18 protein-coding genes are annotated in these 19,856 nt (G+C 62.8%); 12 read left to right on the forward strand and 6 right to left on the reverse strand.

The annotated features are described in order from the left end of the window. Nucleotides 1-2 precede the first annotated feature (2 nt). The 8 genes from ACFQ6H_RS19145 to ACFQ6H_RS19180 are packed head-to-tail and all read left to right on the forward strand — an operon-like array spanning nucleotide 3 to nucleotide 8,527. Complete coding sequence (locus ACFQ6H_RS19145; protein ID WP_378448970.1) at nucleotides 3-1,187, forward strand: MCE family protein; 1,185 nt, start codon at nucleotides 3-5, stop codon at nucleotides 1,185-1,187. Continuing rightward, on the forward strand, nucleotides 1,187-2,206 hold the full coding sequence (locus ACFQ6H_RS19150; protein WP_283307096.1) for an MCE family protein: 1,020 nt from the start codon (nucleotides 1,187-1,189) through the stop codon (nucleotides 2,204-2,206). Before ACFQ6H_RS19145 ends, ACFQ6H_RS19150 begins: the two co-directional genes overlap by 1 nt. Beyond that, complete coding sequence (locus tag ACFQ6H_RS19155; protein ID WP_378535244.1) at nucleotides 2,203-3,261, forward strand: MCE family protein; 1,059 nt, start codon at nucleotides 2,203-2,205, stop codon at nucleotides 3,259-3,261. The genes ACFQ6H_RS19150 and ACFQ6H_RS19155 overlap by 4 nt, the downstream gene beginning before the upstream one ends. Next, nucleotides 3,258-4,562, forward strand: coding sequence for an MCE family protein (locus tag ACFQ6H_RS19160; RefSeq protein WP_378448971.1), 1,305 nt, complete (start codon nucleotides 3,258-3,260; stop codon nucleotides 4,560-4,562). Before ACFQ6H_RS19155 ends, ACFQ6H_RS19160 begins: the two co-directional genes overlap by 4 nt. Continuing rightward, nucleotides 4,562-5,809, forward strand: coding sequence for an MCE family protein (locus ACFQ6H_RS19165; RefSeq protein WP_378634454.1), 1,248 nt, complete (start codon nucleotides 4,562-4,564; stop codon nucleotides 5,807-5,809). Before ACFQ6H_RS19160 ends, ACFQ6H_RS19165 begins: the two co-directional genes overlap by 1 nt. Further along, nucleotides 5,806-7,200 (forward strand): MCE family protein, encoded by a 1,395-nt coding sequence (locus ACFQ6H_RS19170; protein ID WP_378535246.1) that lies wholly within the window; start codon nucleotides 5,806-5,808, stop codon nucleotides 7,198-7,200. Before ACFQ6H_RS19165 ends, ACFQ6H_RS19170 begins: the two co-directional genes overlap by 4 nt. Beyond that, nucleotides 7,200-8,003: a hypothetical protein gene (locus ACFQ6H_RS19175; protein ID WP_378647922.1), complete on the forward strand. Its 804-nt coding sequence runs from the start codon at nucleotides 7,200-7,202 to the stop codon at nucleotides 8,001-8,003. The genes ACFQ6H_RS19170 and ACFQ6H_RS19175 overlap by 1 nt, the downstream gene beginning before the upstream one ends. After that, nucleotides 8,000-8,527: a twin-arginine translocation pathway signal gene (locus tag ACFQ6H_RS19180; RefSeq protein WP_378647924.1), complete on the forward strand. Its 528-nt coding sequence runs from the start codon at nucleotides 8,000-8,002 to the stop codon at nucleotides 8,525-8,527. Before ACFQ6H_RS19175 ends, ACFQ6H_RS19180 begins: the two co-directional genes overlap by 4 nt. Nucleotides 8,528-8,614: 87 nt before the next feature. Here ACFQ6H_RS19180 and ACFQ6H_RS19185 read toward each other — a convergent pair whose 3' ends face one another. Both ACFQ6H_RS19185 and ACFQ6H_RS19190 read right to left on the reverse strand, forming a co-directional pair. Next, complete coding sequence (locus ACFQ6H_RS19185; protein ID WP_378647926.1) at nucleotides 8,615-10,078, reverse strand: trehalose-6-phosphate synthase; 1,464 nt, start codon at nucleotides 10,076-10,078, stop codon at nucleotides 8,615-8,617. Between the two features lie 103 nt (nucleotides 10,079-10,181). After that, a complete protein-coding gene (locus ACFQ6H_RS19190) occupies nucleotides 10,182-10,355 on the reverse strand; it encodes a hypothetical protein (protein WP_214886961.1) in 174 nt (57 codons plus the stop codon). A 156-nt stretch (nucleotides 10,356-10,511) separates the two neighbouring features. Here ACFQ6H_RS19190 and ACFQ6H_RS19195 point away from each other — a divergent pair, with 156 nt between their 5' ends. Together ACFQ6H_RS19195 and ACFQ6H_RS19200 are read left to right on the forward strand one after the other, a co-directional pair. After that, complete coding sequence (locus ACFQ6H_RS19195; protein ID WP_378647928.1) at nucleotides 10,512-12,266, forward strand: ABC transporter ATP-binding protein; 1,755 nt, start codon at nucleotides 10,512-10,514, stop codon at nucleotides 12,264-12,266. Between the two features lie 23 nt (nucleotides 12,267-12,289). Then, nucleotides 12,290-14,056, forward strand: a complete 1,767-nt coding sequence (locus tag ACFQ6H_RS19200; RefSeq protein ID WP_378647957.1) for an ABC transporter ATP-binding protein — start codon at nucleotides 12,290-12,292, stop codon at nucleotides 14,054-14,056. Nucleotides 14,057-14,070: 14 nt separating this feature from the next. On the opposite strand, the gene ACFQ6H_RS19205 is transcribed toward ACFQ6H_RS19200, so the two are convergent. Beyond that, nucleotides 14,071-15,006, reverse strand: a complete 936-nt coding sequence (locus ACFQ6H_RS19205; protein ID WP_378647930.1) for a methionyl-tRNA formyltransferase — start codon at nucleotides 15,004-15,006, stop codon at nucleotides 14,071-14,073. 111 nt (nucleotides 15,007-15,117) lie between these two features. On the opposite strand from ACFQ6H_RS19205, the gene ACFQ6H_RS19210 reads away from it, so the two are divergent. After that, nucleotides 15,118-15,921: an alpha/beta fold hydrolase gene (locus tag ACFQ6H_RS19210; protein WP_283306994.1), complete on the forward strand. Its 804-nt coding sequence runs from the start codon at nucleotides 15,118-15,120 to the stop codon at nucleotides 15,919-15,921. A gap of 72 nt (nucleotides 15,922-15,993) precedes the next feature. Here the strand turns inward: ACFQ6H_RS19210 and ACFQ6H_RS19215 are convergent, their stop codons facing one another. From ACFQ6H_RS19215 to ACFQ6H_RS19225, 3 genes are all read right to left on the reverse strand, one after another. Then, nucleotides 15,994-16,263 (reverse strand): metal-sensitive transcriptional regulator, encoded by a 270-nt coding sequence (locus ACFQ6H_RS19215; protein WP_230814895.1) that lies wholly within the window; start codon nucleotides 16,261-16,263, stop codon nucleotides 15,994-15,996. Nucleotides 16,264-16,353: 90 nt separating this feature from the next. After that, nucleotides 16,354-16,764, reverse strand: a complete 411-nt coding sequence (locus tag ACFQ6H_RS19220) for a DUF302 domain-containing protein (protein ID WP_378647932.1) — start codon at nucleotides 16,762-16,764, stop codon at nucleotides 16,354-16,356. A 116-nt stretch (nucleotides 16,765-16,880) separates the two neighbouring features. Continuing rightward, nucleotides 16,881-19,028, reverse strand: coding sequence for an MMPL family transporter (locus tag ACFQ6H_RS19225; protein WP_378647934.1), 2,148 nt, complete (start codon nucleotides 19,026-19,028; stop codon nucleotides 16,881-16,883). 159 nt (nucleotides 19,029-19,187) lie between these two features. Here ACFQ6H_RS19225 and ACFQ6H_RS19230 point away from each other — a divergent pair, with 159 nt between their 5' ends. Continuing rightward, a complete protein-coding gene (locus tag ACFQ6H_RS19230) occupies nucleotides 19,188-19,772 on the forward strand; it encodes a class I SAM-dependent methyltransferase (RefSeq protein ID WP_378547747.1) in 585 nt (194 codons plus the stop codon). Nucleotides 19,773-19,856: the final 84 nt, after the last annotated feature.

A 19,856-nucleotide genomic window follows, 5' to 3' on the forward strand; every position in this document is an offset into this window, starting at 1 on the left:
CGATGACCGTACCCAGATGGCACAAGAAGTTGGCCGCAGCCGGCCTGGTCCTCGGACTCGTGGCGATCGTTGCCGTTGCCCTGACCATGTTCTCGGGTGGGTTCACCAAGAGCACGCCCATCACCGTGACGTCCTCGCGCGCCGGCCTGGTCATGGAACCGAATGCCAAGGTGAAGCTGCGCGGAGTGCAGGTCGGCCGCGTCGAATCGATCTCACTCGTCGGCGACCAGGCAAACCTGAAGCTGGCGATGGATCCAGGACAGATGTCGAAGATTCCGTCGAATGCCCGGGTGGAAATCAAGACCACCACGGTGTTCGGTGCGAAGTACGTCAACATCGTGATTCCCGACGATCCCTCGACCCAGCCGATCCAAGAGGGTGCCGTCATCGCTTCGGACAGCGTCACCGTCGAGTTCAACAGTGTCTTCGAACATCTTTCGGACGTACTCGCGAAGATCGAACCGGAGAAGCTCAACGCCACACTCGGCGCGATCTCCACCGCTCTCAACGGGCGCGGCGAGTCGCTGGGCGAGGTTCTCGAGCTCGGTGACACCTACCTGAAGAAGATGAATCCGGTTCTGCCACAGCTACAGGAAGACCTGGTCGGAGCCGCCGATGTCACCAATCTGTACGCCGATGTGGCACCGGATCTGATGCGCATCCTCGACAACGCCACCGCGACAAGCGGATCGATCGTGGCGGAACAGGCGAACCTCGACCTGCTGCTGCTCAACGTCACCGGCCTCGCGAACACCGGCAACGCCTTGTTGACCGACAACGAGCAGAACCTGACCACCGCCCTCGACACTCTGACCGCGACGACGACCCTCCTCGACAAGTACTCGTCGGGCCTGACGTGCTTCATCGTCGGCTTGAACGACGGCCGGATCAAGTTCGAGCCACTGGCCGGCACCGGCGACAAAGCGGCGCTCATGCTCAGCGCGAGCTTCATGTACGGCGCCGAGGCGTACCAGAACCCGCAATCTCTCCCCAAGGTCGCGGCCTCCGGCGGACCCAATTGTTACGGTCTGCCCGAATTCGATCCGAAGGTCGACGGGCATGCCCCGTTCGCAGTCACCAACACCGGCAACGTGCCCTTCGTTCCCAACACCGAACTGCGCGTCACCGTGCCGACCATTTTCCAGTACCTCTTCGGTGACTCCTACGAGCAGGAAGACGGGAAGTGATGAGACCGACCACGGTCAAGCTGCTGATTTTCACCGTCGTCATGGCGGTCATCTTCGCCGGACTGGCGATCGTTTTCAGTCAGGTGCGCTTCAGCAGCAGCAACGGATTTCACGCCACCTTCTCGGATGTATCGGGACTCAAGTCCGGCGACAAGGTACGTATCGCCGGTGTTCCGGTCGGGTCGGTGACCGGAGTGTCCATCGGTGACTCCAACCAGGCCGAGGTCGAGTTCGACGTCGACACCCAGTACTCGCTGATGAAGAGCACCAAAGCGACTGTGCGCTACGAGAACCTGGTGGGCGATCGCTACATGGAACTGCTCGAGGGCGCCGGTTCCACCGAGACGCTGCCGTCGGGTGGATCCATTCCGGTAGACCAGACCTCACCCGCTCTCGATCTGGACCTGCTGCTCGGGGGGTTCAAGCCCCTGCTGCGTTCACTCGATCCCCAGCAGGTCAACGACCTCTCCGGGGCTTTGCTCCAGGTACTCCAAGGCCAGGGCGGGACGTTGGTTTCGCTTCTGGGAAACACCAGTTCGTTCACCAATACGCTGGCGGACCGAGATCAGCTGATCGGGGACGTCATTACCAACCTCAACGACGTACTCGGCACGATCAACGACAAGGGTGATCAGTTCTCCACCACGATCGATCAGCTCCAGCAGTTGGTCAGCGGCTTGGCGAAGGACAGTGGCCCGATCGGTAACTCGATCACCGAGATCGCCGGTGCTACCGGAGATCTCGCGTCGTTGTTGCAGGCGACACGTCCGGACATCCAGACCCTGATCGGAGAGACCAACCGAACGATGACGCAGCTGGACCTCGGCAAGGACGACATCAACACCGCTCTCGGTCGTCTGCCGTCCGACTACCGGAAGCTGATCCGAGTGGGCACGTACGGAGCGTTCTTCCAGTTCTATCTGTGCGCCAACACTTTCAAGTTCTCCGGACCTGACGGAACGACGATCATCTTGCCCACGGCAGTCCAGGACACGGGAAGGTGCGCAAAAGTCTCATGACCCCTACCCGTGAACGCAATCCTGTACAGATCGGTGTCATCGGCCTCGTCCTGGCGGTGGCAACCGTCGGTGCCGCACTTCAATACGATCAACTCCAGTTCATCAACGGCGGCATTCGCTACTCGGCGTACTTCCAAGATGCCGGCGGCCTGGTCGCCGGCGACAACGTGACCATGGCCGGCGTGAACGTCGGCAAGGTCAGCGACGTCGAACTCGACGACCAGAAGGTACTGGTCACTTTCACCGTTCAGGACGGTGTCGCCCTGGGCGAACAGACGGCTGCCGACATCAAGACCAACACGGTGCTCGGCCGAAAGTCCTTGGCGGTACGGCCGGAAGGATCCGGACTGTTGCGTACGGATACGCCGATTCCGATCGAACGCACCAACTCCCCGTACTCGCTCAACGACGCGCTCGGCGACCTCGGGACCACGGTGTCCGAACTCGACACGGAACAGATCAACGATTCGCTCAACGCGATCTCGGACACACTGGCCGATACTCCGCCCGAACTGCGCACCGCATTGGACGGAATGACGCGGCTTTCGCAGAGCATCAACTCACGCGACGAGAGCCTGCTCCAATTGCTCTCGCGGGCCGAAGATGTCACCAAGATCCTCTCCGACAGAAGCGGTCAGATCGATTCGTTGCTTGTCGACGGCAACAAGCTGTTTGCCGAACTGAGCCTGCGGCGTGACGCGATCAGCGAACTGATCGTCAACACCGGCGCAGTATCACGTCAACTCTCAGCGCTGGTGCAGGAGAACGAAGCCCAGATGGGACCGACCCTCGAGAAACTGAATTCCGTCGCCGAGGTTCTTCAGCAGAACAAGGACAACATCGCCGGGGCGCTCGACGGCCTCGGACCGTACATCACCGCGCTCGGTGAGACCGTGGCCAGCGGCCCGTTCTTCGACGCCTTCATCATCAACATTCTGCCGAGTAACTGGTGGAAGACCCTGGTGGACACCAGCGTCGCGCCCGAGCAGGTCCCGGGCGACCTGGAAGACTTCTTCCCCGGTCTTCCTCCGACGATCAGGGGGCCGGGAGAATGACCGAGACATTGGATTCACGGGACTCGCAAGGCTCCACCAACTCACGCAAGAAGTGGGTGCTGATCGGCGCGGGTGTGCTGGTCGCTCTGCTCGTGGCCGGAGCGGCATACCTCTTCATCCCAGGCCTGGGCAAGACCAAGATCTCCGCGCACTTCGTCTCGACCACCGGTCTCTACGAGGGTGACGTCGTGCGAGTGCTCGGTGTCAACGTCGGCAAGGTGACCAAGATCGAACCGCGTGATCGGGACACCTACGTCGAGATGAAGATCGACTCGGGCGTGGACGTTCCGGCAGATGCCAAGGCGCTCATCGTTGCTCAAAGCCTGGTGTCCGCACGTTTCGTGCAATTGACCCCGGTGTATTCCGGCGGGGAGCAGATGCCCAACGGCGGCGAGATCCCGATCGAGCGCACCGCCGTACCGGTGGAGTGGGACGAGATCAAGACCGAGCTCACCAAACTGTCGGACGCACTCGGACCGGAAGGGCTGGACGATCAGGGCTCCCTCGGACGATTCATCGACACCGTCGGAACGAATCTCGACGGCAACGGCGAGTCCATTCGGTCGACGCTGCGCGAACTTTCCGCCACGATGCACACGCTGTCCGAAGGCCGGACCGATTTGTTCTCCACCATTCGGAACCTGCAGGCGTTCGTCACTGCTCTGTCCTCGAGCAACGAGCAGATCGTGCAGTTCAGTGGTCATCTCGCTTCGGTGACAAGCGTTCTCGCGAGCAGCTCCGACGAGTTGGGCACCGCACTCAGTGATCTCGACTTGGCGGTGGGCGACGTTCAGCGGTTCGTCAAGGACAACAGCGAGGGACTGAGCGAATCGGTCGCGCGTCTGGCCGATGCCACCCAGGTACTGACGGACAAGCGCCCCGAGATCGAGCAGGTTCTGCACTCCGGACCGACCTCGCTGGCCAACTTCTACCAGATCTACAAGCCGGCGCAGGGCAGCATGACCGGCGCAATTGCACTGAGTAACTTCAAGAATCCGATCCAGTGGATCTGTGGTTCCATCGAAGGCATCGACAGTGGTAACTCCCAGAACAGTGCCGATCTGTGCAAGCAGTACCTCGGACCGGTCCTCAGCACGATGATCGGCAACTACCCCGGATTCCTGTTCAACCCGGTCGCGGGCGTGCAGGCTTTCCCGGATCAGATCGTCTACACCGAACCGGGATTGCAAGCAGCAAGTCAGAATCAGCCGGAAACCGTCGCAGGACCGATGTCAGGTGCTCCCATGACGAGTGTTCCCAAGGATCTCGCCGAACTCTTCAACATGGGCGGAGGGAACTGATGCGGGTAGCTCGCAAGACCACGGTTGCCGTGTTGGCCACAGCAGTGGCTCTCGGCGCCAGCGGTTGTGAATGGAACGGCCTCAACTCGGTGCCGATGCCAGGCACTCAGGGCCGGGGCGAAGGTGCGTACGAGGTTCAGATCGAGATGCCGAACGTGACTACGCTGTCGCAGAATTCGCCCGTCAGGGTGGATGACGTCGCAGTGGGAAGCGTCTCGAACATCGAGGTTCAAGGCTGGCACGCTCTGGTGACGGTGTCGCTGAACCCCGAGGTCCAGTTGCCGGCCAATGCGACGGCAAAAATCGGTCAGACCAGCTTGCTCGGCTCTCAGCACATCGAGTTGGCGCCGCCGGTAGGGGAGGAGCCCGAGGGGCGACTCGAAGCCGGTGACCTGATTCCTATCGAGCGGGCAGGCGCTTACCCGACGACGGAACAGACGCTGTCGTCGCTGTCGGTGGTGCTCAACGGCGGTGGTCTCGCTCAGGTGCAGGACATCACGAAGGAACTCAACGCCGCTCTCGGTGGGCGTGAAGATTCCGTTCGCGACCTCCTGCCTCAGCTCGATCAGCTGGTCGGCAGCCTGGACAAGCAACGAGGCGACATCGTTTCGGCGATGGAGGGACTCGATCGACTGTCCTCGACGGTCCAGGCCCAGCACGACACCCTGAACAAAGCGCTCGAAGGTATTCCGCCGGCACTCGAGGTTCTTGTCGCTCAGCGTCAGGACATCACCAACGCCTTGACCTCCCTCGGTGGTCTCAGCGAGGTGGCGAGCCGCGTCATCCAGGAGAGCGGTGACGATTTCGCGACCAACGTTCGCGCGCTGTCGCCGACTCTGAAAGCGTTGGCGGATTCGGGTAATGCACTCACCCAGGTTCTCGGAGTCCTCCTGACGTTCCCGTTCCCACAGAACGGAATCGACAACGTCATTCGCGGTGACTACGCCAACCTGGCCATGACCATCGACATCTCGCTGCCCCGACTGGACGCGAACTTCCTCACCGGAACTCCTTTGGCCGGAACGCTCTCCGGACCGGAAGGCGTGTTGGGCAAGCAGGCTGGGCTGGCCGGACAGACAGGCAACCCGTTGAGCGATCCGCTCAAGCCTGCCGCACCGCCCGCACAGGCCCCTGCCGGACAGGCTCCCGCAGGACAGACTCCGGCAGCGGATCCGAATACCATTCAGATTCCGGGACTTCCGCCGATCAACATTCCAGGACTTCCTCAGGGGGCACCGGCACCATGATGCTCACAAAGTTCGTCCGCATCCAGCTCACCATCTTCGCCGTCTTGACGGTCGTCGGATTGATCGTGATGGCCACTCAGTACGTGCGTGTTCCCGCGATGGTCGGTATCGGCCGGTACGACGTCACCGTCGAATTGCCCGCCACCGGTGGACTGTACAAGAACTCGAACGTCACCTACCGCGGTCAGACCATCGGCGTCGTGAACGCGGTGGAGCTCTCGGAGACGGGAGTGAACGCGCGTCTGTCTCTCGAGAGTGGCGTCAAGGTGCCCTCGGACGTCGACGCAGCAGTCAAGAGTGTGTCGGCGATCGGCGAGCAGTTTGTCGATCTGATTCCGCACACCGACAGTTCCGGTGCGATCGTGGTGGACGGTCATCTCGAGAACGGATCGGTGATTCCCGAAGACCGAACCAGCATCCCGCAGGATGTCGGCGCGATGCTCGACCAGGCAGATGTGTTGCTGCAGAGCATTTCCGACACCAAACTCAAGACCGTCATCGACGAATCCTTCAAGGCGTTCAACGGTGCCGGCCCGGATCTGCAGAAGCTGATCGACTCGGCTCGGCTGTTCGTCGAGGAGGCGAACAACAACTCCGACGCGACCAAGACGTTGATCGAGCAAGCCGGTCCACTCCTGGACACTCAGGTGGTCAGCAGCGACGCCATCCGTTCCTGGACAAGCAATCTGGTGACGTTCACCGACCAGCTCCGAGCCAGCGACCCAGACCTGCGTGCCGTCATCCAGAAGGGCCCGGCAGCTGCCGCGGAGGCGAATACTCTTCTGCAAGACTTGCAGCCGACATTGCCGATCCTGCTGGCGAACCTGGTGTCCGTCGGACAGGTCGGGGTGATCTACAACAACGCGATCGAGCAGATTCTGGTCATCTACCCGCCGCTGGCCGCAGCGCTGGTCACGGTGGCAGGCTCCGGTCCGGCTGCGGACGGCGCGCTGGTGGACTTCCACATGGAGGTCAACGACCCGCCGCCGTGCACAACGGGATTCCTACCCGGAGACCAGTGGCGTAGTCCGAAGGACGAATCACCGATCGAGACGCCGTCGGATCTGTTCTGCCAGGTTGCCCAGGATTCGCCGATCGCGGTGCGCGGCGCGAGAAACCTTCCCTGCGAGGAGTATCCGGGACGTCGTGCGCCGACGGTCGAGCAGTGCCGTTCCGGCTACGTACCGATGGGCACCAACCCGCAATCCGGGCCGCCGGAACCGATAACCGCGACCCCGAGCTCGTACACGTCGACGCCTTCGGTCTCGGCGCGTCGGTACGATCCGATTACAGGCAAGTACATCGGGCCGGACGGAAGGACGTACTCGCAACCGAACCTCGGTGGCGGCGACGTCAGTCTCGAACAGTTCATGAAGGGTCAGCAGGGTTGATGACAGACGAAGATCCACAGGCCGGGCAGCGGGTGCGCCGTCGCGCGTCTCGCAGCGCCGGACCCACGGGTGCGGATGCAGACGCTGCCGCGGTAGTAGTGCCCACCGAAAAGAAACCAGCCGAACAGAAGCCGACCGAACAGAAGACAGCCGAACAGAAGCCGGCTGAACAGAAGCCGGCGGTCCCAGTTTCTCTGGGCAAGACCGATACTCCACCTGAGAAGGTCGTCAGCAGTGGCTCGGAAACCGTCACGGCCGGCGAAAGTTTCACCACTCCTGCTCGTTCCGAGCACAAGCCCAAGTCCAAGCCCAAGTCCAAGCCCAAGGCCGGGCTGGTAGTCGGGATCGCCGTAGCTTCGGTGATCGCCATTGCTCTTGCTGCCCTGACGGTGTTTCTCCTCGTCGATCGAAACAAGGCGTCCAATGCCGACGAGGACCGAGCGCGCTACGTGGCCGGAGCCCGGACCACCGCACTGAATCTGACGACGCTGCATGCGGATACAGCGGCCGCCGACCTCGACAAGTTCCTCGCCGGCACCACCGACGAGTTCAAGTCGCAGTTCGACGGTCGTAAGGATTCGTTTGTCAACGTCCTCGGGCAGGCTGGAGTTCAGACCGACGGTGAGGTGCTCGAGGCCGGGTTCGAGAAGTCTGACGGCGATTGCGGGACTTCCCTTGTCGCGGTGCGAGCAATGCAGAAGAACGGTGACGAAGCGCCCGCCGAACGCAACTACCGACTCCGAATCACCATGTGCGACGTCGACGGGCAGTTGCTTGCCTCGAATGTGGAGTTTGTGCCATGACCCCAGAAGTAGTCCTAGAGAAGGCCAAGCGCGTCTCACTGCTCGCCATCGTTCTGTGTGTGATCAGTGCAGTGGCCATCGCGCTGGCGGCAGTGTCGGCGTATCTCTACTTCGGCCCGGACGGAACGCGTGACACCGCAGCGATCGACCAGACCAGAGACGAAGTGGCGCAGGCTTCTTCCGATCAAGCGGTAGCGATGTTCCAGTACGATTACAACAACGTCGACCAGCAGTTGCATGCGGCCACAGATGGTTTGACGGGTGATTTCCAGGGCACGTTCACCAATCTGATCGAATCGGTGATCATTCCGGGCGCCAAGGAAAAGTCGCTGACCGTTCAGGTGGTCGTGCAGGGCGCCGCGGTTCTCGACGCCGAGGCCGACAGTGCGACGACGATGCTGTTCCTCAATCAGATCACCACGTCTTCGGAGTCGCCCGAAGCCGTCGCCAGTGGCAGTCGCGTCAAGATGAGTCTGGAGAAGCAGGACGGGCGTTGGCTCGTGAACAACGTCCAACCCTTCTGATCAGACACACGAAGGCTGGATCCGGACATGAAACAGGCTGGAGCCGAGGAGATTTGATCTCCTCGGCTCCAGCCTGTTTGCACTGGCCTAGTGCTCTCCGGATTCGGCCGGGGCGATCAGCGCCGGGCCTGCCGCGCCGCCGTGCGCGAGCGCATCGAGGAACGAACGTGCCCAGCGGTCGACGTCGTGCGTCAGGACCTGACGACGCAATGCTCGCATGTGGCGACGGCCGTCCTCTCGCGGTTGATTGAGGGCCTTCTCCATCGAATCCTTGACGTCGTCGAGGTCGTGGGGATTGCACAGGAATGCCTGGCGGAGTTCTGCTGCAGCACCGGTGAATTCGCTGAGCAGCAAAGCGCCACCCAGATCACTGCGGCAGGCGACGTATTCCTTCGCGACCAGGTTCATACCGTCACGCAGCGGCGTGACGAGCATGAGATCGGCAGCGACGAAGAACGCGACCAGTTCGTCGCGTGGGATCGGCCGATGGATGTAATGGACGACGGGGCGGCCGACTTCGCTGAACTCGCCGTTGATTCGGGAGACCTTCTGCTCGATGTCTCCGCGCATCTGTACGTAGCTTTCGACGCGTTCGCGGCTCGGGGTCGCCAACTGCACCATGACGGTGTCGGCGGGATCGATGCGCTTCTCCATGAGAAGTTCGTGGAGTGCGGCGAGCCTGACGTCGATGCCCTTGGTGTAGTCGAGGCGGTCGACACCCAGCATGATGTGCTTGGGGTTTCCGAGTTCTTTGCGAATCTGCTTGGCGCGGTCCCGAATTGCCTTGGTGCGCGAGAGTTCGTCGAGCTTGCCGGAGTCGATGGAGATGGGGAAGGCGCCGACGCGGACGCTGCGGAAACCTACTTGCACCACACCGAGTTTGGAGCGCACGCCGACGGTTCCGCGTGAAGTCTGCTGCCCGGCAAGGCGTCTCGCCAGGTAAAGGAAGTTCTGTGCGCCGCCGGGAAGATGGAAGCCGATGAGGTCGGCGCCCAGGAGGCCTTCGACGATCTCGGTGCGCCAGGGCATCTGCATGAACAGCTCGACCGGGGGGAACGGAATGTGCAGGAAGAAACCGATGGTGAGGTCGGGACGAAGCATCCGCAGCATCTTCGGTACCAACTGCAGCTGGTAGTCCTGGATCCAGACGGTCGCGCCCTGTGCCGCTGCCTTGGAAGTGGCTTCGGCGAACCGCCGGTTCACCTCGACGTAGGCGTTCCACCATTCGCGGTGATACTCGGGTTTGACGATGACGTCGTGATAGAGCGGCCAGAGGGTGGCGTTGGAGAATCCCTCGTAGTACTCGTTGATCTCCTCGGCGCTCAGCGGCACGGGGTAGAGCTCGAGTCCGTCTTCGACGATCGGGTCCAGGTCTGCGTCCGGGACGCCGGCCCAGCCCACCCAGGCGCCCTGATTGCTGCGCAGGATCGGCTCGAGGGCAGTGACCAGTCCGCCGGGGCTCCGCTTCCAGCGGGTGGTGCCGTCGGGAAGTCGTTCCAAGTCGACGGGCAGGCGGTTCGCTACGACGACGAACTCGGCCTGCCCGGACACGGTGTCACCGGTCGAAGAAGCAGGTGCGCTGTCAGAAAGGGTTGAACTGGTCGAATCCGGACTGACAGGCACGTGGTTCCTTCTCGGTCGGTGAGGGAAAGATTCAGTCGAGCTTGGCGGCGGGGGAGATACCGAGCATCGAGAGCAGCATCCTGCACTCGTCGGCATCTTCCGCGTAGGCAGCGACAACGCGCTGCGCCATGCGCGCTGTTTCCTCGGCGACGGTCTCGATTTCCTCGTCCGCGATCTCGGTTTCGACGGTCGTGTTCTCAGCCATCATGTTCCTCTCGTGCTTGCCTGCACGGCGCAAGCAATGATTCTTACTCGCGACTCTATGAGAACTGGGCGTGTCGACGCTAGTTGCTCATGTATTAGGGTCGACTTACTTATCTCTGTACTCAACTTTATCGCTTCCATCGATGCTTGGAGTTCCATGAGTTCGACCCCCTCGAGTGTGACCGTCGACTCGGACGAGCCGGAGAGTGGCAATCACAGCGGTGCTGCGATTTTGCGACGCGTCCTGGTCCGCAACCGTGGCCCGCTCGCTATCGGCACTGCCCTGGTCTGTCTGCACCAACTCACCGAGACGGCGGTGCCGATCTCCATCGGTGTGATCATCGACCGTGCGGTGGAGACTTCGGACACCACGGCCTTGATCGTCTCGATCCTCGGTCTCGCGGCTCTGTTTCTCGTTCTGACGGCCGCGTGGCGTTTCGGCGCCCGGTTCATCGTCACCGCGATGCAGCAGGAGGCCCATCGCCTCCGGCTCGAGGTGGCGCACCGCGTCCTCGATCCACGCGGGGTGCGTACTGATTTGCGATCGGGCGAATTGCTGACGGTCTCTACGTCGGACGCCGAACAGACTTCGTGGATCGCGGACATCGTCCCCCGTGCCGCGGCGGCCCTGACCGCTGCGGTGGCGTCGGCGGTGGCGTTGGTGTGGATCGATCTGTGGCTGGGACTGGCCGTTCTGATCGGTACTCCGGTCATTCTCGGTCTGCTGCAACTGGCGGCGCCGCTCATCACGTCGCGGGCCACCGGTCAGCAGGCGTCGATCGCTCGGGCGTCGGCGATGGCTACGGATCTGGTCAGTGGACTGCGTCCGCTGCGCGGTATCGGCGGTGAGAAGACCGCGTCGGCGCGCTACCGCACGGTCAGCCGGCAGGCGCTCGCGTCGACGATCGGCACGGCGAAGGCCACCGGTGTCTACACCGGTGTTGCCGCGACCATCAGTGCGTTGCTCGCAGTCGGTGTTGCCGGCTTCGCGGGTTACTTCGCGCTGCAGGGCCGGATCACGGTCGGTGAACTGATCACCGTGGTGGGGCTTGCGCAGTTCATCATCGAACCGCTCGGATTGCTCGCGTCGATTCCCGGATACTTCGCGGTGGCGAGGGCGTCGTCGGATCGTCTGGCACTGGTCTTGGACGCGGAGCCGCTGCGGGGAGCGGGTTCGCAGACCGAGCTCGAAGGTACCGACCTGACCCTCGACGCCGTCGAGTACAAGTCTCTCAAGGGCATCGATCTACACCTGCCTGCCGGAGAACTGCTGGGTGTCGTGGCTTATCAACCGCAGGACGCCGACGCACTTGTCGCCGTCCTGTCCGGTCAGCTGGCGCAGGATGCGTACCGCGGCGTGGTCCGAGTGGGTGGAATCAGCCTGTCCGACATGGACTTGCGATTGGCGCGTCGCACAGTGCTGGTGGAGCCGCACATCACCGATCTGTTCTCCGGGTCCCTCGCGTCGAATGTCACCGCGGGCGCCGGTGATGCCGCTGCTCTCGAAATCCAGAGCGCTTTGACCGCCTCTGCGGCGGCTGATGTCGTCGACGCACATCCGGACGGCCTCGACCTCGAGGTGACCGATCGAGGCGCGAGTTTGTCGGGAGGCCAGCGTCAACGCGTCGCCCTTGCACGCGCATTGGTGGCAAAGGCGCCCGTGATGGTCCTGCACGATCCGACTACGGCGGTCGACGCGGTGACCGAGGCGTCGATCGCCGAAGGAATCGCGGAACTGCGGCACGAAGGTGCCGGTGGCATCCATACGACGGTATTGATCACCAGCAGCCCAGCTCTTCTGGCCGTGACGGATCGAGTGATCGTGTTGAACGACGGAGTGATTGCCTCGATCGGCACACATTCCGAACTCTCTCGCGGCGACGCGAACTACCGAGGAGCGGTGCTGCGGTGACGGCCACGGACATGACAACCGATATGCCGGCCGCAGAGAAGGTGACAGAGCGCGAGTTGCTGCCGATCGCGAGTGGTCGCCAGACCTGGAAGTGGTTGCGGGCAGCGCTGGCCGAACACCGGATGCAGAGCCTGCTGGTCCTGATCGTCGCGGCTTCGGCGTCGGCGATGGCCTTGGTGCCGATTTACGTCTTCGGTGTCCTGGTCGACCGGGTCCGGGACAACGCGCCCACATCGACGATCGTCGGGGTGGTCGTGATCATCGCCGCCGCCGCAATCGTGGGCGGTGTGTTCACAGGTGTGGCTGCCTATCTGATCAAGCGACTCGGCGAGACGATCCTGGCGGATCTGCGCGAGCGAACCGTGGACCGGGCGTTGCGCCTGCCGATCCAGACCGTCGAGAAGGTCGGAAAGGGTGATCTGCTCTCACGAGTCGGCGACGACGTGTCGGTGATCGCCAAGGCTGTGTCCGACGTGGTTCCCGGCATGATCGCGGCCGTTCTGCTCGTGGCTCTGAGCATGGTGACCATGCTGGGTCTCGACTGGCGACTCGGCCTCGCCGGAATGGTCGCGCTGCCGATGTACGCGCTGGCGCTCAAGTGGTACCTGCCGCGATCGGCTCCCATTTACGCTGCCGAGCGAGTTGCGATGGGCGCTCGTTCACAGGCGCTGATCAGTAGCCTCCAGGGTGCCAAGACGGTGCGCGCGTACAGCCTCGAGAAGGAACATCTCGGTCAGATCGATGCAGCGTCGGCAAAAGCGCGTGATCTGGCCGTCGGAGTGTTCGGCCTGTTCACGAGATTCGCCGGTCGCGGTAACCGCGCCGAATTCGTGGGTCTGTCCATGATCCTCGTCGTCGGATTCCTGCTGGTTCGTGAGGACGTCGTGACAGTCGGTCAGACGACGACGGCTGCACTGCTGTTCCATCGCCTGTTCAACCCGATCGGCTCACTGCTCTACACCTTCGACGAAGTGCAGTCCGCCGGCGCCAGCCTCGCGAGATTGGTCGGCGTTGTCGAGATCCCCGAAACGGAACGTTCGACGGATACGGGTTCCGTTCCGACCGACGGCTCCCTTCGTCTGGACGACATCCGACACAGCTACGACGGCGGTCACGAGGTACTCCACGGAGTGACGCTCAGCCTGCGAGCGGGGGAGCGGGTGGCGCTCGTCGGTTCGACCGGAGCCGGAAAGACGACGCTTGCTGCGATCGCTGCCGGTTCGATCACTCCGACGTCGGGGCGCGTGTCGATCGGCGGTGTCCCGCTTGCCGACCTCGACGACCTACGACGCCACATCGCGATCGTGAGTCAGGAGGTCCACGTCTTTGCCGGGCCCCTGATCGAGGATCTGAGATTGGCCGCTCCCGAATCCTCGGACGAGGACGTTGCCGCTGCGCTGCGGACCGTCGGCGCGCACGAGTGGGTTGAGGCTTTCGACGAGGGAATGCTGACCGTCGTGGGCGAGGGCGGGCACGAGATGACGGCAGCGCAGGCGCAGCAGTTGGCCTTGGCGAGACTGGTATTGGCCGACCCTGCCGTCGCTGTACTGGACGAAGCGACAGCGGAGGCCGGTAGCGCCGGAGCACGGGAACTGGAAGCGACTGCCGAAGCCGCTACCGAGGGGCGTACCACTCTGGTTGTCGCACACCGGCTTACCCAAGCCGCGGGCGCCGACCGAGTGATCGTGCTCGAGCACGGGCAGATCGTGGAAGAAGGCCCGCACCGCGAACTGGTGTCCGCGGGCGGGCGTTACGCGCAACTGTGGGCGGCCTGGGAGGGTCGCGACTGAGGGCGTTCAGACGATCAGGTGAGGTACCCGCCGCCGTGGGGGAAGAACTCGGCGGCGGTGTACTCACTGCCGTCGTCGAGTCGGATGCGCTCGATTCGCAGTCCCTTGTTCTTGCCCGACCACGCGTCGGGGCCCGCGACGATCACCATGCCGTCGTCTTCCTGGATGAAGACTCGGCCGGGGGTTCCGCCGTAGTGCCCACGTGAGACGGACGCCTTCAGTATGCGGATGCGCTGGCCTTTGAACTCCGCGAAAGCGTTGGGGTACGGATCGGACTGTGCCCGGACGAAACGCTCGATGACCTCGGCCGGCCAGGACCAGTCGACGTGGCTGTCCTGCGGTGCACGCTTGTGGAAGAAGGTGGCCTGCGAGCGGTCTTGCGGCGTCCAGTCGGTCCGCCCGGATGCGATCAGATCCAGTGCGTCGAGTGTGATGGGGCCGATCATGTCGATCGTGCGGTGGAACAGATCGGTGACGGTGTCCGCTGGGCCGACCGTCGTCGAACGCTGCAGGACGATGTCGCCCGCGTCGAGTTCCTCGTCCATCAGGTGCGCCGTGAGGCCGACTTCTTCTTCACCGTTGATCAAGGCCCAGATGAGCGGGGAGAACCCCGTGTACTTGGGCAGCAGCGAATCGTGGATGTTGAGGGTGCCGTACTTGGGCGCGTCGAAGACTTCCGCCGGTAGCCAGGTGCGCCAGTTGTTGGCGACGATGATGTCGGGAGCAGCTTCGGCCAGCGCGGCATTGAAGGCGTCGTCAGGCTTGTTCGCCACGTGAACGGGTACACCGTTCTCGGCCGCCAGATCTGCAACCGAGTCCGCCCACATCTGTTCGTAGACGTGCACACTCTTCGGGTGTGTGATTGCCAGCACGACCTCGTGATCGGAGTCGATCAAGGCCTGCAGGGTACGGTGGCCCCAGGTTTGGTATCCGAGCGTAGCGACTCTCAACGGGGGTCCTCCTGGACGAGCATGGGCTGGGGTTGGCGGTCACACGACCGCCCATCAGCTTAGGCTATCCAACCAAAATTGTTGATCACACGTACGAGGAGGAAGGCTGACATGACGGTCGCCACAATCAACGGAATCCCCATCAATTACCAGGTCAAGGGTGATGGAGATCTGGTGGTGCTCATCATGGGGACCGGTAGCCCCGGCCGCGTCTGGGATCTGCACCAGACTCCGGCATTGGTGGCCGCCGGCTATCGCGTCGCCACCTTCGACAACCGCGGAATCGCACCGTCCGGCGAGAGCCTCGGCGGCATCACGATGCCCGACATGGTTGCGGACACCGCCGGACTGATCGAGCATCTCGGCGGCGGCCCGGCCCATGTCATCGGAACCTCGATGGGTGCCCGGGTCGCGCAGGAACTGACGCTCGCCAGGCCGGATCTGGTTCGCAAAGCAGTGTTCCTCGCCGGCCACGCTCGGATGGATCATTTCCAGCAGGTTCTGACCGAGGGTGAGCGTCAGTTGTTCGACAGCGGCGTCGCCCTGCCGGCCAAGTACCGCGCCGCGGTGACGGCGGTGATGAACCTCTCGCCGGCCACGCTGGCCGACGATCACTCCGCGCGTGACTGGATGGACATCTTCGAGTTCACCGGCGGCGCAACGTCACCGGGTGTTCGCGCGCAGCTCGGCATGGACCGTGCTTTCGATCGACGTAACGAGTACAAGTCGATCATGCGCCCGTGCCTGTCCGTCGCGTTCGCCGACGACCGCATGATCCCGCCTTACCTTTCCCGCGAGGTGGCGGACTGCATCGCGACGGCGTCGTACGAAGAGATTCCCGACGCCGGGCACTACGGATACCTCGAGCGTCCGGAGGCCGTGAACAAGGTGCTGATCGACTTCCTGGCGAAGTAGTTCTTTCGCAGTTCTTTCGCACGCGAGAAAGGGACTGATCCGCTACCTGCGGGTCAGGCCCTTCCTCTTGTTTCATGCCAGTGCCAGGAACAGCTTCTCGAGTTCGGCCTCGGTCATCGGTTCCTGACCTTCGGCGCTTTCGCCGGTGAGGCATTCACGCAGCCCCGAAGCGACGATCTTGAACCCTGCTCGGTCCAGCGCCTTGGACACGGCTGCGAGCTGCGTGACGACGTCCTTGCAGTCGCGGCCGTTCTCGATCATCGAGATGACCCCGGCAAGTTGGCCGTGAGCACGCCGCAGTCTGTTCAATACGAGCGAAATGCTCTCTTCGTCGCCGGTCATGGTGGCCCCTTCTCGAGTGTTCGTGCTGCGACCGAGGGTACCCCTGGGGGCATGTCTGTGTTTGATCCAGTGCTCGATCCGACTGTGGTGTCAGATGATCGAGGTGACTGCCGCGCGCAACTTGACGGCTGCGTCGGCCGCCACGGACTCCAGGCCTGGTTCGCCGGAAACCTGAACCATGAGAGCGGGATTCATCGCTTCGACGAAGAACGAGTTCTCGGTGGTCGTATCTTCGCGGACGACGACGTTGCACGGCAGCAGGAGGCCGATCTGACGATCCACCGAGACTGCCCGATGGGCCAGCGGCGGATTACAGGCACCCAGGATCAGGTACTTTTCCATGTCCTCGTCCAGCTTCGCCTTGAGGGTTGCCTGCATGTCGATCTCGGTAAGGATGCCGAAGCCCTGCTCGGCGAGCGCGGCACGCGTGCGGGTGACGACGTCGTCGAAAGTTCCGGTGGCCCTGGTTGCGATCGCTATCGGTTCCGTGGGGGTTGTCATTGCCGCTCCTCGTTGTGGCTGTCGGTGTTGTGGCTGTCGGTGTCGCTGCCATCGATTTCTGTTGTCTCCATGATACCCCTGGGGGTATCAATTCAACAGTGATGTCGGGTACACGGTCAGCCATGCGAGAAGCTGATGTTCGGCAGGATGCGTTTCAGCCATGTCGGTGCCCACCAGGCTGCCCGGCCGGAGAGACGCAGGAGTACGGGCAAGAGCACCAAGCGGACGAGTACCGCGTCCAGGAGCACAGCCACACCGAGGATGATTCCCATCTCCTTGGGCGGCAGCGGATCTGCGAGCGCGAAAGTGAAGAAGACCGCAACCATCACCGCTGCCGCCGCCGCGATGACCCGGCCCGAATGCGCGAGGCCGTCGATGTGTGCGATCTCGGGGTCGCCCGTCCGTTCGTAGTGCTCCTTTGCGCTCGAGAGCAGGAACACGGTGTAGTCCATCGCGATGGCAAAGATCATGGCGAAGAAGAAGACCGGACCCCACCCGTTCAGAAATCCCTGGGGATCGAAACCGAGCAGGCCGGATCCGTGACCGTCCTGGAAGATCAGCTTCGCGATTCCGAACGCGGCCCCAGTGGACAGTAGGCTGACCAGCGTGCCGATCAAGGCGATCAGAGGTGCCTGAAGAGCGATCAGCAGCAACAGGAATCCGAGCGTCAGAATCACGACCACGACGATGGGCAGGTAGTCGTTCAACGCCTGCTGAAGGTCGAGATTTTCGGCCGGAGCGCCGCCGACGAGCGCTGATTCCGGTAGCTGCGACCGAAGGTTCGCAAGGATGGTTTCCATTGCAGGATCCGATGGGTCGACAGTGGGAACTGCTTGCAGCATAACCAGATCAGATCCGTCGGCTGCGTGCTGCGCCGGAGTGACCATGGCCACGCCGTCGACGTTCATGGCAACTCGCGAGGTGTCTGCTGCATCGTCTGCGGATGTGACGATCTGCAACATTCCGGGAGCGCCGTCACCGAATTGCTGCTGCACCAGTTCGTAGCCCTGGCGAACCGGGGCGTCCTCGGGAACCACGGCGATGGAGGGCATTGCCACCTTCAGTCCGAAGACCGGCACGACGAGTGCGATCAGGATGAGCAGGGCGCCGACGCCGAAGGGCCACGGGTGCTTGTGCAGCAGCGACGCCCAGGCTGCGAACATCGGGGAGCGGTGCTGCTGGCGCTTTGCGTACGGTAGCGAACCGCCGTTGACCTTGACGCCGATCCTGCCGAGCACGGCGGGTAGCAGGGTGAGGGTTGCGGCGAGAACGAAGATCACGGCGAGCATGATGCCGACAGCCATCGTGCGTACGGCGGGAGCCGGAACGAGAAGAACCGCAGACAAACTGACCAGAACTGTGAGGCCGGAGAGGACAATTGCTTTGCCGGCGGTGTCCATCGTCTGGGCCACGGCAGCTCGCGGATCTGGATCGGTTCGCAGTGCTTCTCGGAACCTGGCGACGAGGAAGAGTGCGTAGTCGATACCGAGCGCGAGGGCGAACATCATCGCGAAGTTCATGGCCCACACGGAAATCGGCGTGATCTCGTTGAGGATCACGAGTCCGCCCGCCGAAGCGACCAGGCCCGCAAGGGTCAGCAGTAGCGGGAGTCCCGCGGCAACCAGCGATCCGAAGGCCAACACCATGATCGCGAGAGTGACGGGCCACGACATCATTTCGGCCTTGATCATCGCTTCGTGATTGGCCTTGTTGAAATCGCTCCACAACGCCGACGCGCCGGTGGGGTACACCTCGATCGTGTCCGTGGACAGTGCCGTGAGTTTCTTGCCGAGTTCGTCTACTGCGCGCACCATGTCGTCGGTATTCGCATTGGCGCCCGCGATCATGATGCCGGTATGTCCGTCCGGGCTGATGGTCATGCCGGGCTGTGGGGCGATCACTTCGCCGAAACGAGGGTCTGTGGCAAAGATTTCGGTTGCCGTGGCCAGAGTTTGCTGCATCGACGGATCGGTGATGGGTAGAGAATTCGAGTGAACGACCACCTGCACTGCGGCGGAGGAGTTTCCGCCGAAATGCTGCTCGGCCAACTCGCGAACCTGCACCGACTCGGATCCGTTTGCCTGCCAACCCGCGCCGGCCAGGGAGGTGAAGACACTGGGCGCTGCGGCGCCGAGTGCAACCAGCGCGATCAACCAGACGCCGACGACCAGACGGGTGTGCGCCGCCATCGATCGACCGAGTCGCGCGAGTATGCCGTCGGCTTGGTCGGGTGGGTCCGCGGTGACAGTTCTGGTCGCTGACATCTTCACTCCTGATACGGGTGGGGGTATTCCTGACTGTCACTTGTATACCCCTAGGGGTATCCGATTGTCACTTCCGAAGGTTCTCTATGCTGCTGGGGGCGCCGTCTGATCAGTGACGGTGGAACGAACTTCGGTGATACGGATATGGGGAGAGCGATCGTGGACGCACAGGACTGGGACGAGCGATACCGAGCGGTGACGGAGCCGTGGGGAGTGGACCCGGCGGGAACCGTCGCGACAAGAATTGCCGACCTGAGGCCGGGCACCGCGATCGATCTGGCCTGCGGCGACGGCCGTCACGCGCGGTGGATGGCCGGGCAGGGTTGGTCGGTGACCGCGGTCGACTATTCGTCGGTGGCGATCGATCTGGCACGGGCGAGTGACCGGGACAAGGCCGTCGACTGGCGGGTCGGCGATGCGACCACGTGGCAACCAGAAGGTTCGGTCGACCTGGTCTTGGTCAGCTTTATGCACCTCGAGGTCGACGAGTTGGCCGAAACGCTGAAGCGCGTCGGACAGTGGGTTGCTCCAGGCGGACGCGTCCTCTATCTGGGGCATTCCATCGAGAACTTCCACCGTGGGGTGGGCGGCCCACCCGAACCGACCATTCTGCCCGGTATTTCCGATCTCGCCAGGGCAGCGGAGGGATCGAGGGTCTACGCACTCGAACACGTGGTTCGGCCACAGGACGGTAAGACGGCAATCGACGTTCTGCTCGAATTCGGTCCGTGGGAACAGGTCTGACCAGGGCGGGAGTGCACCTTCACGTTCCTGGGTAGCCTACCCTAAACTGGCGAGGGTGTTCGTCGTTCGATGAGCATGAACGAC

This window comes from Rhodococcus sp. NPDC056506, assembly GCF_042794945.1.
Classification (GTDB): Bacteria; Actinomycetota; Actinomycetes; order Mycobacteriales; family Mycobacteriaceae; genus Rhodococcus_F.

What these genes read in the sequence shown, in the direction of transcription:
- ACFQ6H_RS19145 (WP_378448970.1), top strand. Translation starts at nt 3, where the DNA reads ATGACCGTACCCAGATGGCACAAGAAGTTGGCCGCAGCCGGCCTGGTC.
- ACFQ6H_RS19150 (WP_283307096.1), top strand. Translation starts at nt 1,187, where the DNA reads ATGAGACCGACCACGGTCAAGCTGCTGATTTTCACCGTCGTCATGGCG.
- ACFQ6H_RS19155 (WP_378535244.1), top strand. Translation starts at nt 2,203, where the DNA reads ATGACCCCTACCCGTGAACGCAATCCTGTACAGATCGGTGTCATCGGC.
- ACFQ6H_RS19160 (WP_378448971.1), top strand. Translation starts at nt 3,258, where the DNA reads ATGACCGAGACATTGGATTCACGGGACTCGCAAGGCTCCACCAACTCA.
- ACFQ6H_RS19165 (WP_378634454.1), top strand. Translation starts at nt 4,562, where the DNA reads ATGCGGGTAGCTCGCAAGACCACGGTTGCCGTGTTGGCCACAGCAGTG.
- ACFQ6H_RS19170 (WP_378535246.1), top strand. Translation starts at nt 5,806, where the DNA reads ATGATGCTCACAAAGTTCGTCCGCATCCAGCTCACCATCTTCGCCGTC.
- ACFQ6H_RS19175 (WP_378647922.1), top strand. Translation starts at nt 7,200, where the DNA reads ATGACAGACGAAGATCCACAGGCCGGGCAGCGGGTGCGCCGTCGCGCG.
- ACFQ6H_RS19180 (WP_378647924.1), top strand. Translation starts at nt 8,000, where the DNA reads ATGACCCCAGAAGTAGTCCTAGAGAAGGCCAAGCGCGTCTCACTGCTC.
- ACFQ6H_RS19190 (WP_214886961.1), bottom strand. Translation starts at nt 10,355, where the DNA reads ATGGCTGAGAACACGACCGTCGAAACCGAGATCGCGGACGAGGAAATC.
- ACFQ6H_RS19195 (WP_378647928.1), top strand. Translation starts at nt 10,512, where the DNA reads ATGAGTTCGACCCCCTCGAGTGTGACCGTCGACTCGGACGAGCCGGAG.
- ACFQ6H_RS19200 (WP_378647957.1), top strand. Translation starts at nt 12,290, where the DNA reads ATGCCGGCCGCAGAGAAGGTGACAGAGCGCGAGTTGCTGCCGATCGCG.
- ACFQ6H_RS19210 (WP_283306994.1), top strand. Translation starts at nt 15,118, where the DNA reads ATGACGGTCGCCACAATCAACGGAATCCCCATCAATTACCAGGTCAAG.
- ACFQ6H_RS19215 (WP_230814895.1), bottom strand. Translation starts at nt 16,263, where the DNA reads ATGACCGGCGACGAAGAGAGCATTTCGCTCGTATTGAACAGACTGCGG.
- ACFQ6H_RS19220 (WP_378647932.1), bottom strand. Translation starts at nt 16,764, where the DNA reads ATGACAACCCCCACGGAACCGATAGCGATCGCAACCAGGGCCACCGGA.
- ACFQ6H_RS19225 (WP_378647934.1), bottom strand. Translation starts at nt 19,028, where the DNA reads ATGTCAGCGACCAGAACTGTCACCGCGGACCCACCCGACCAAGCCGAC.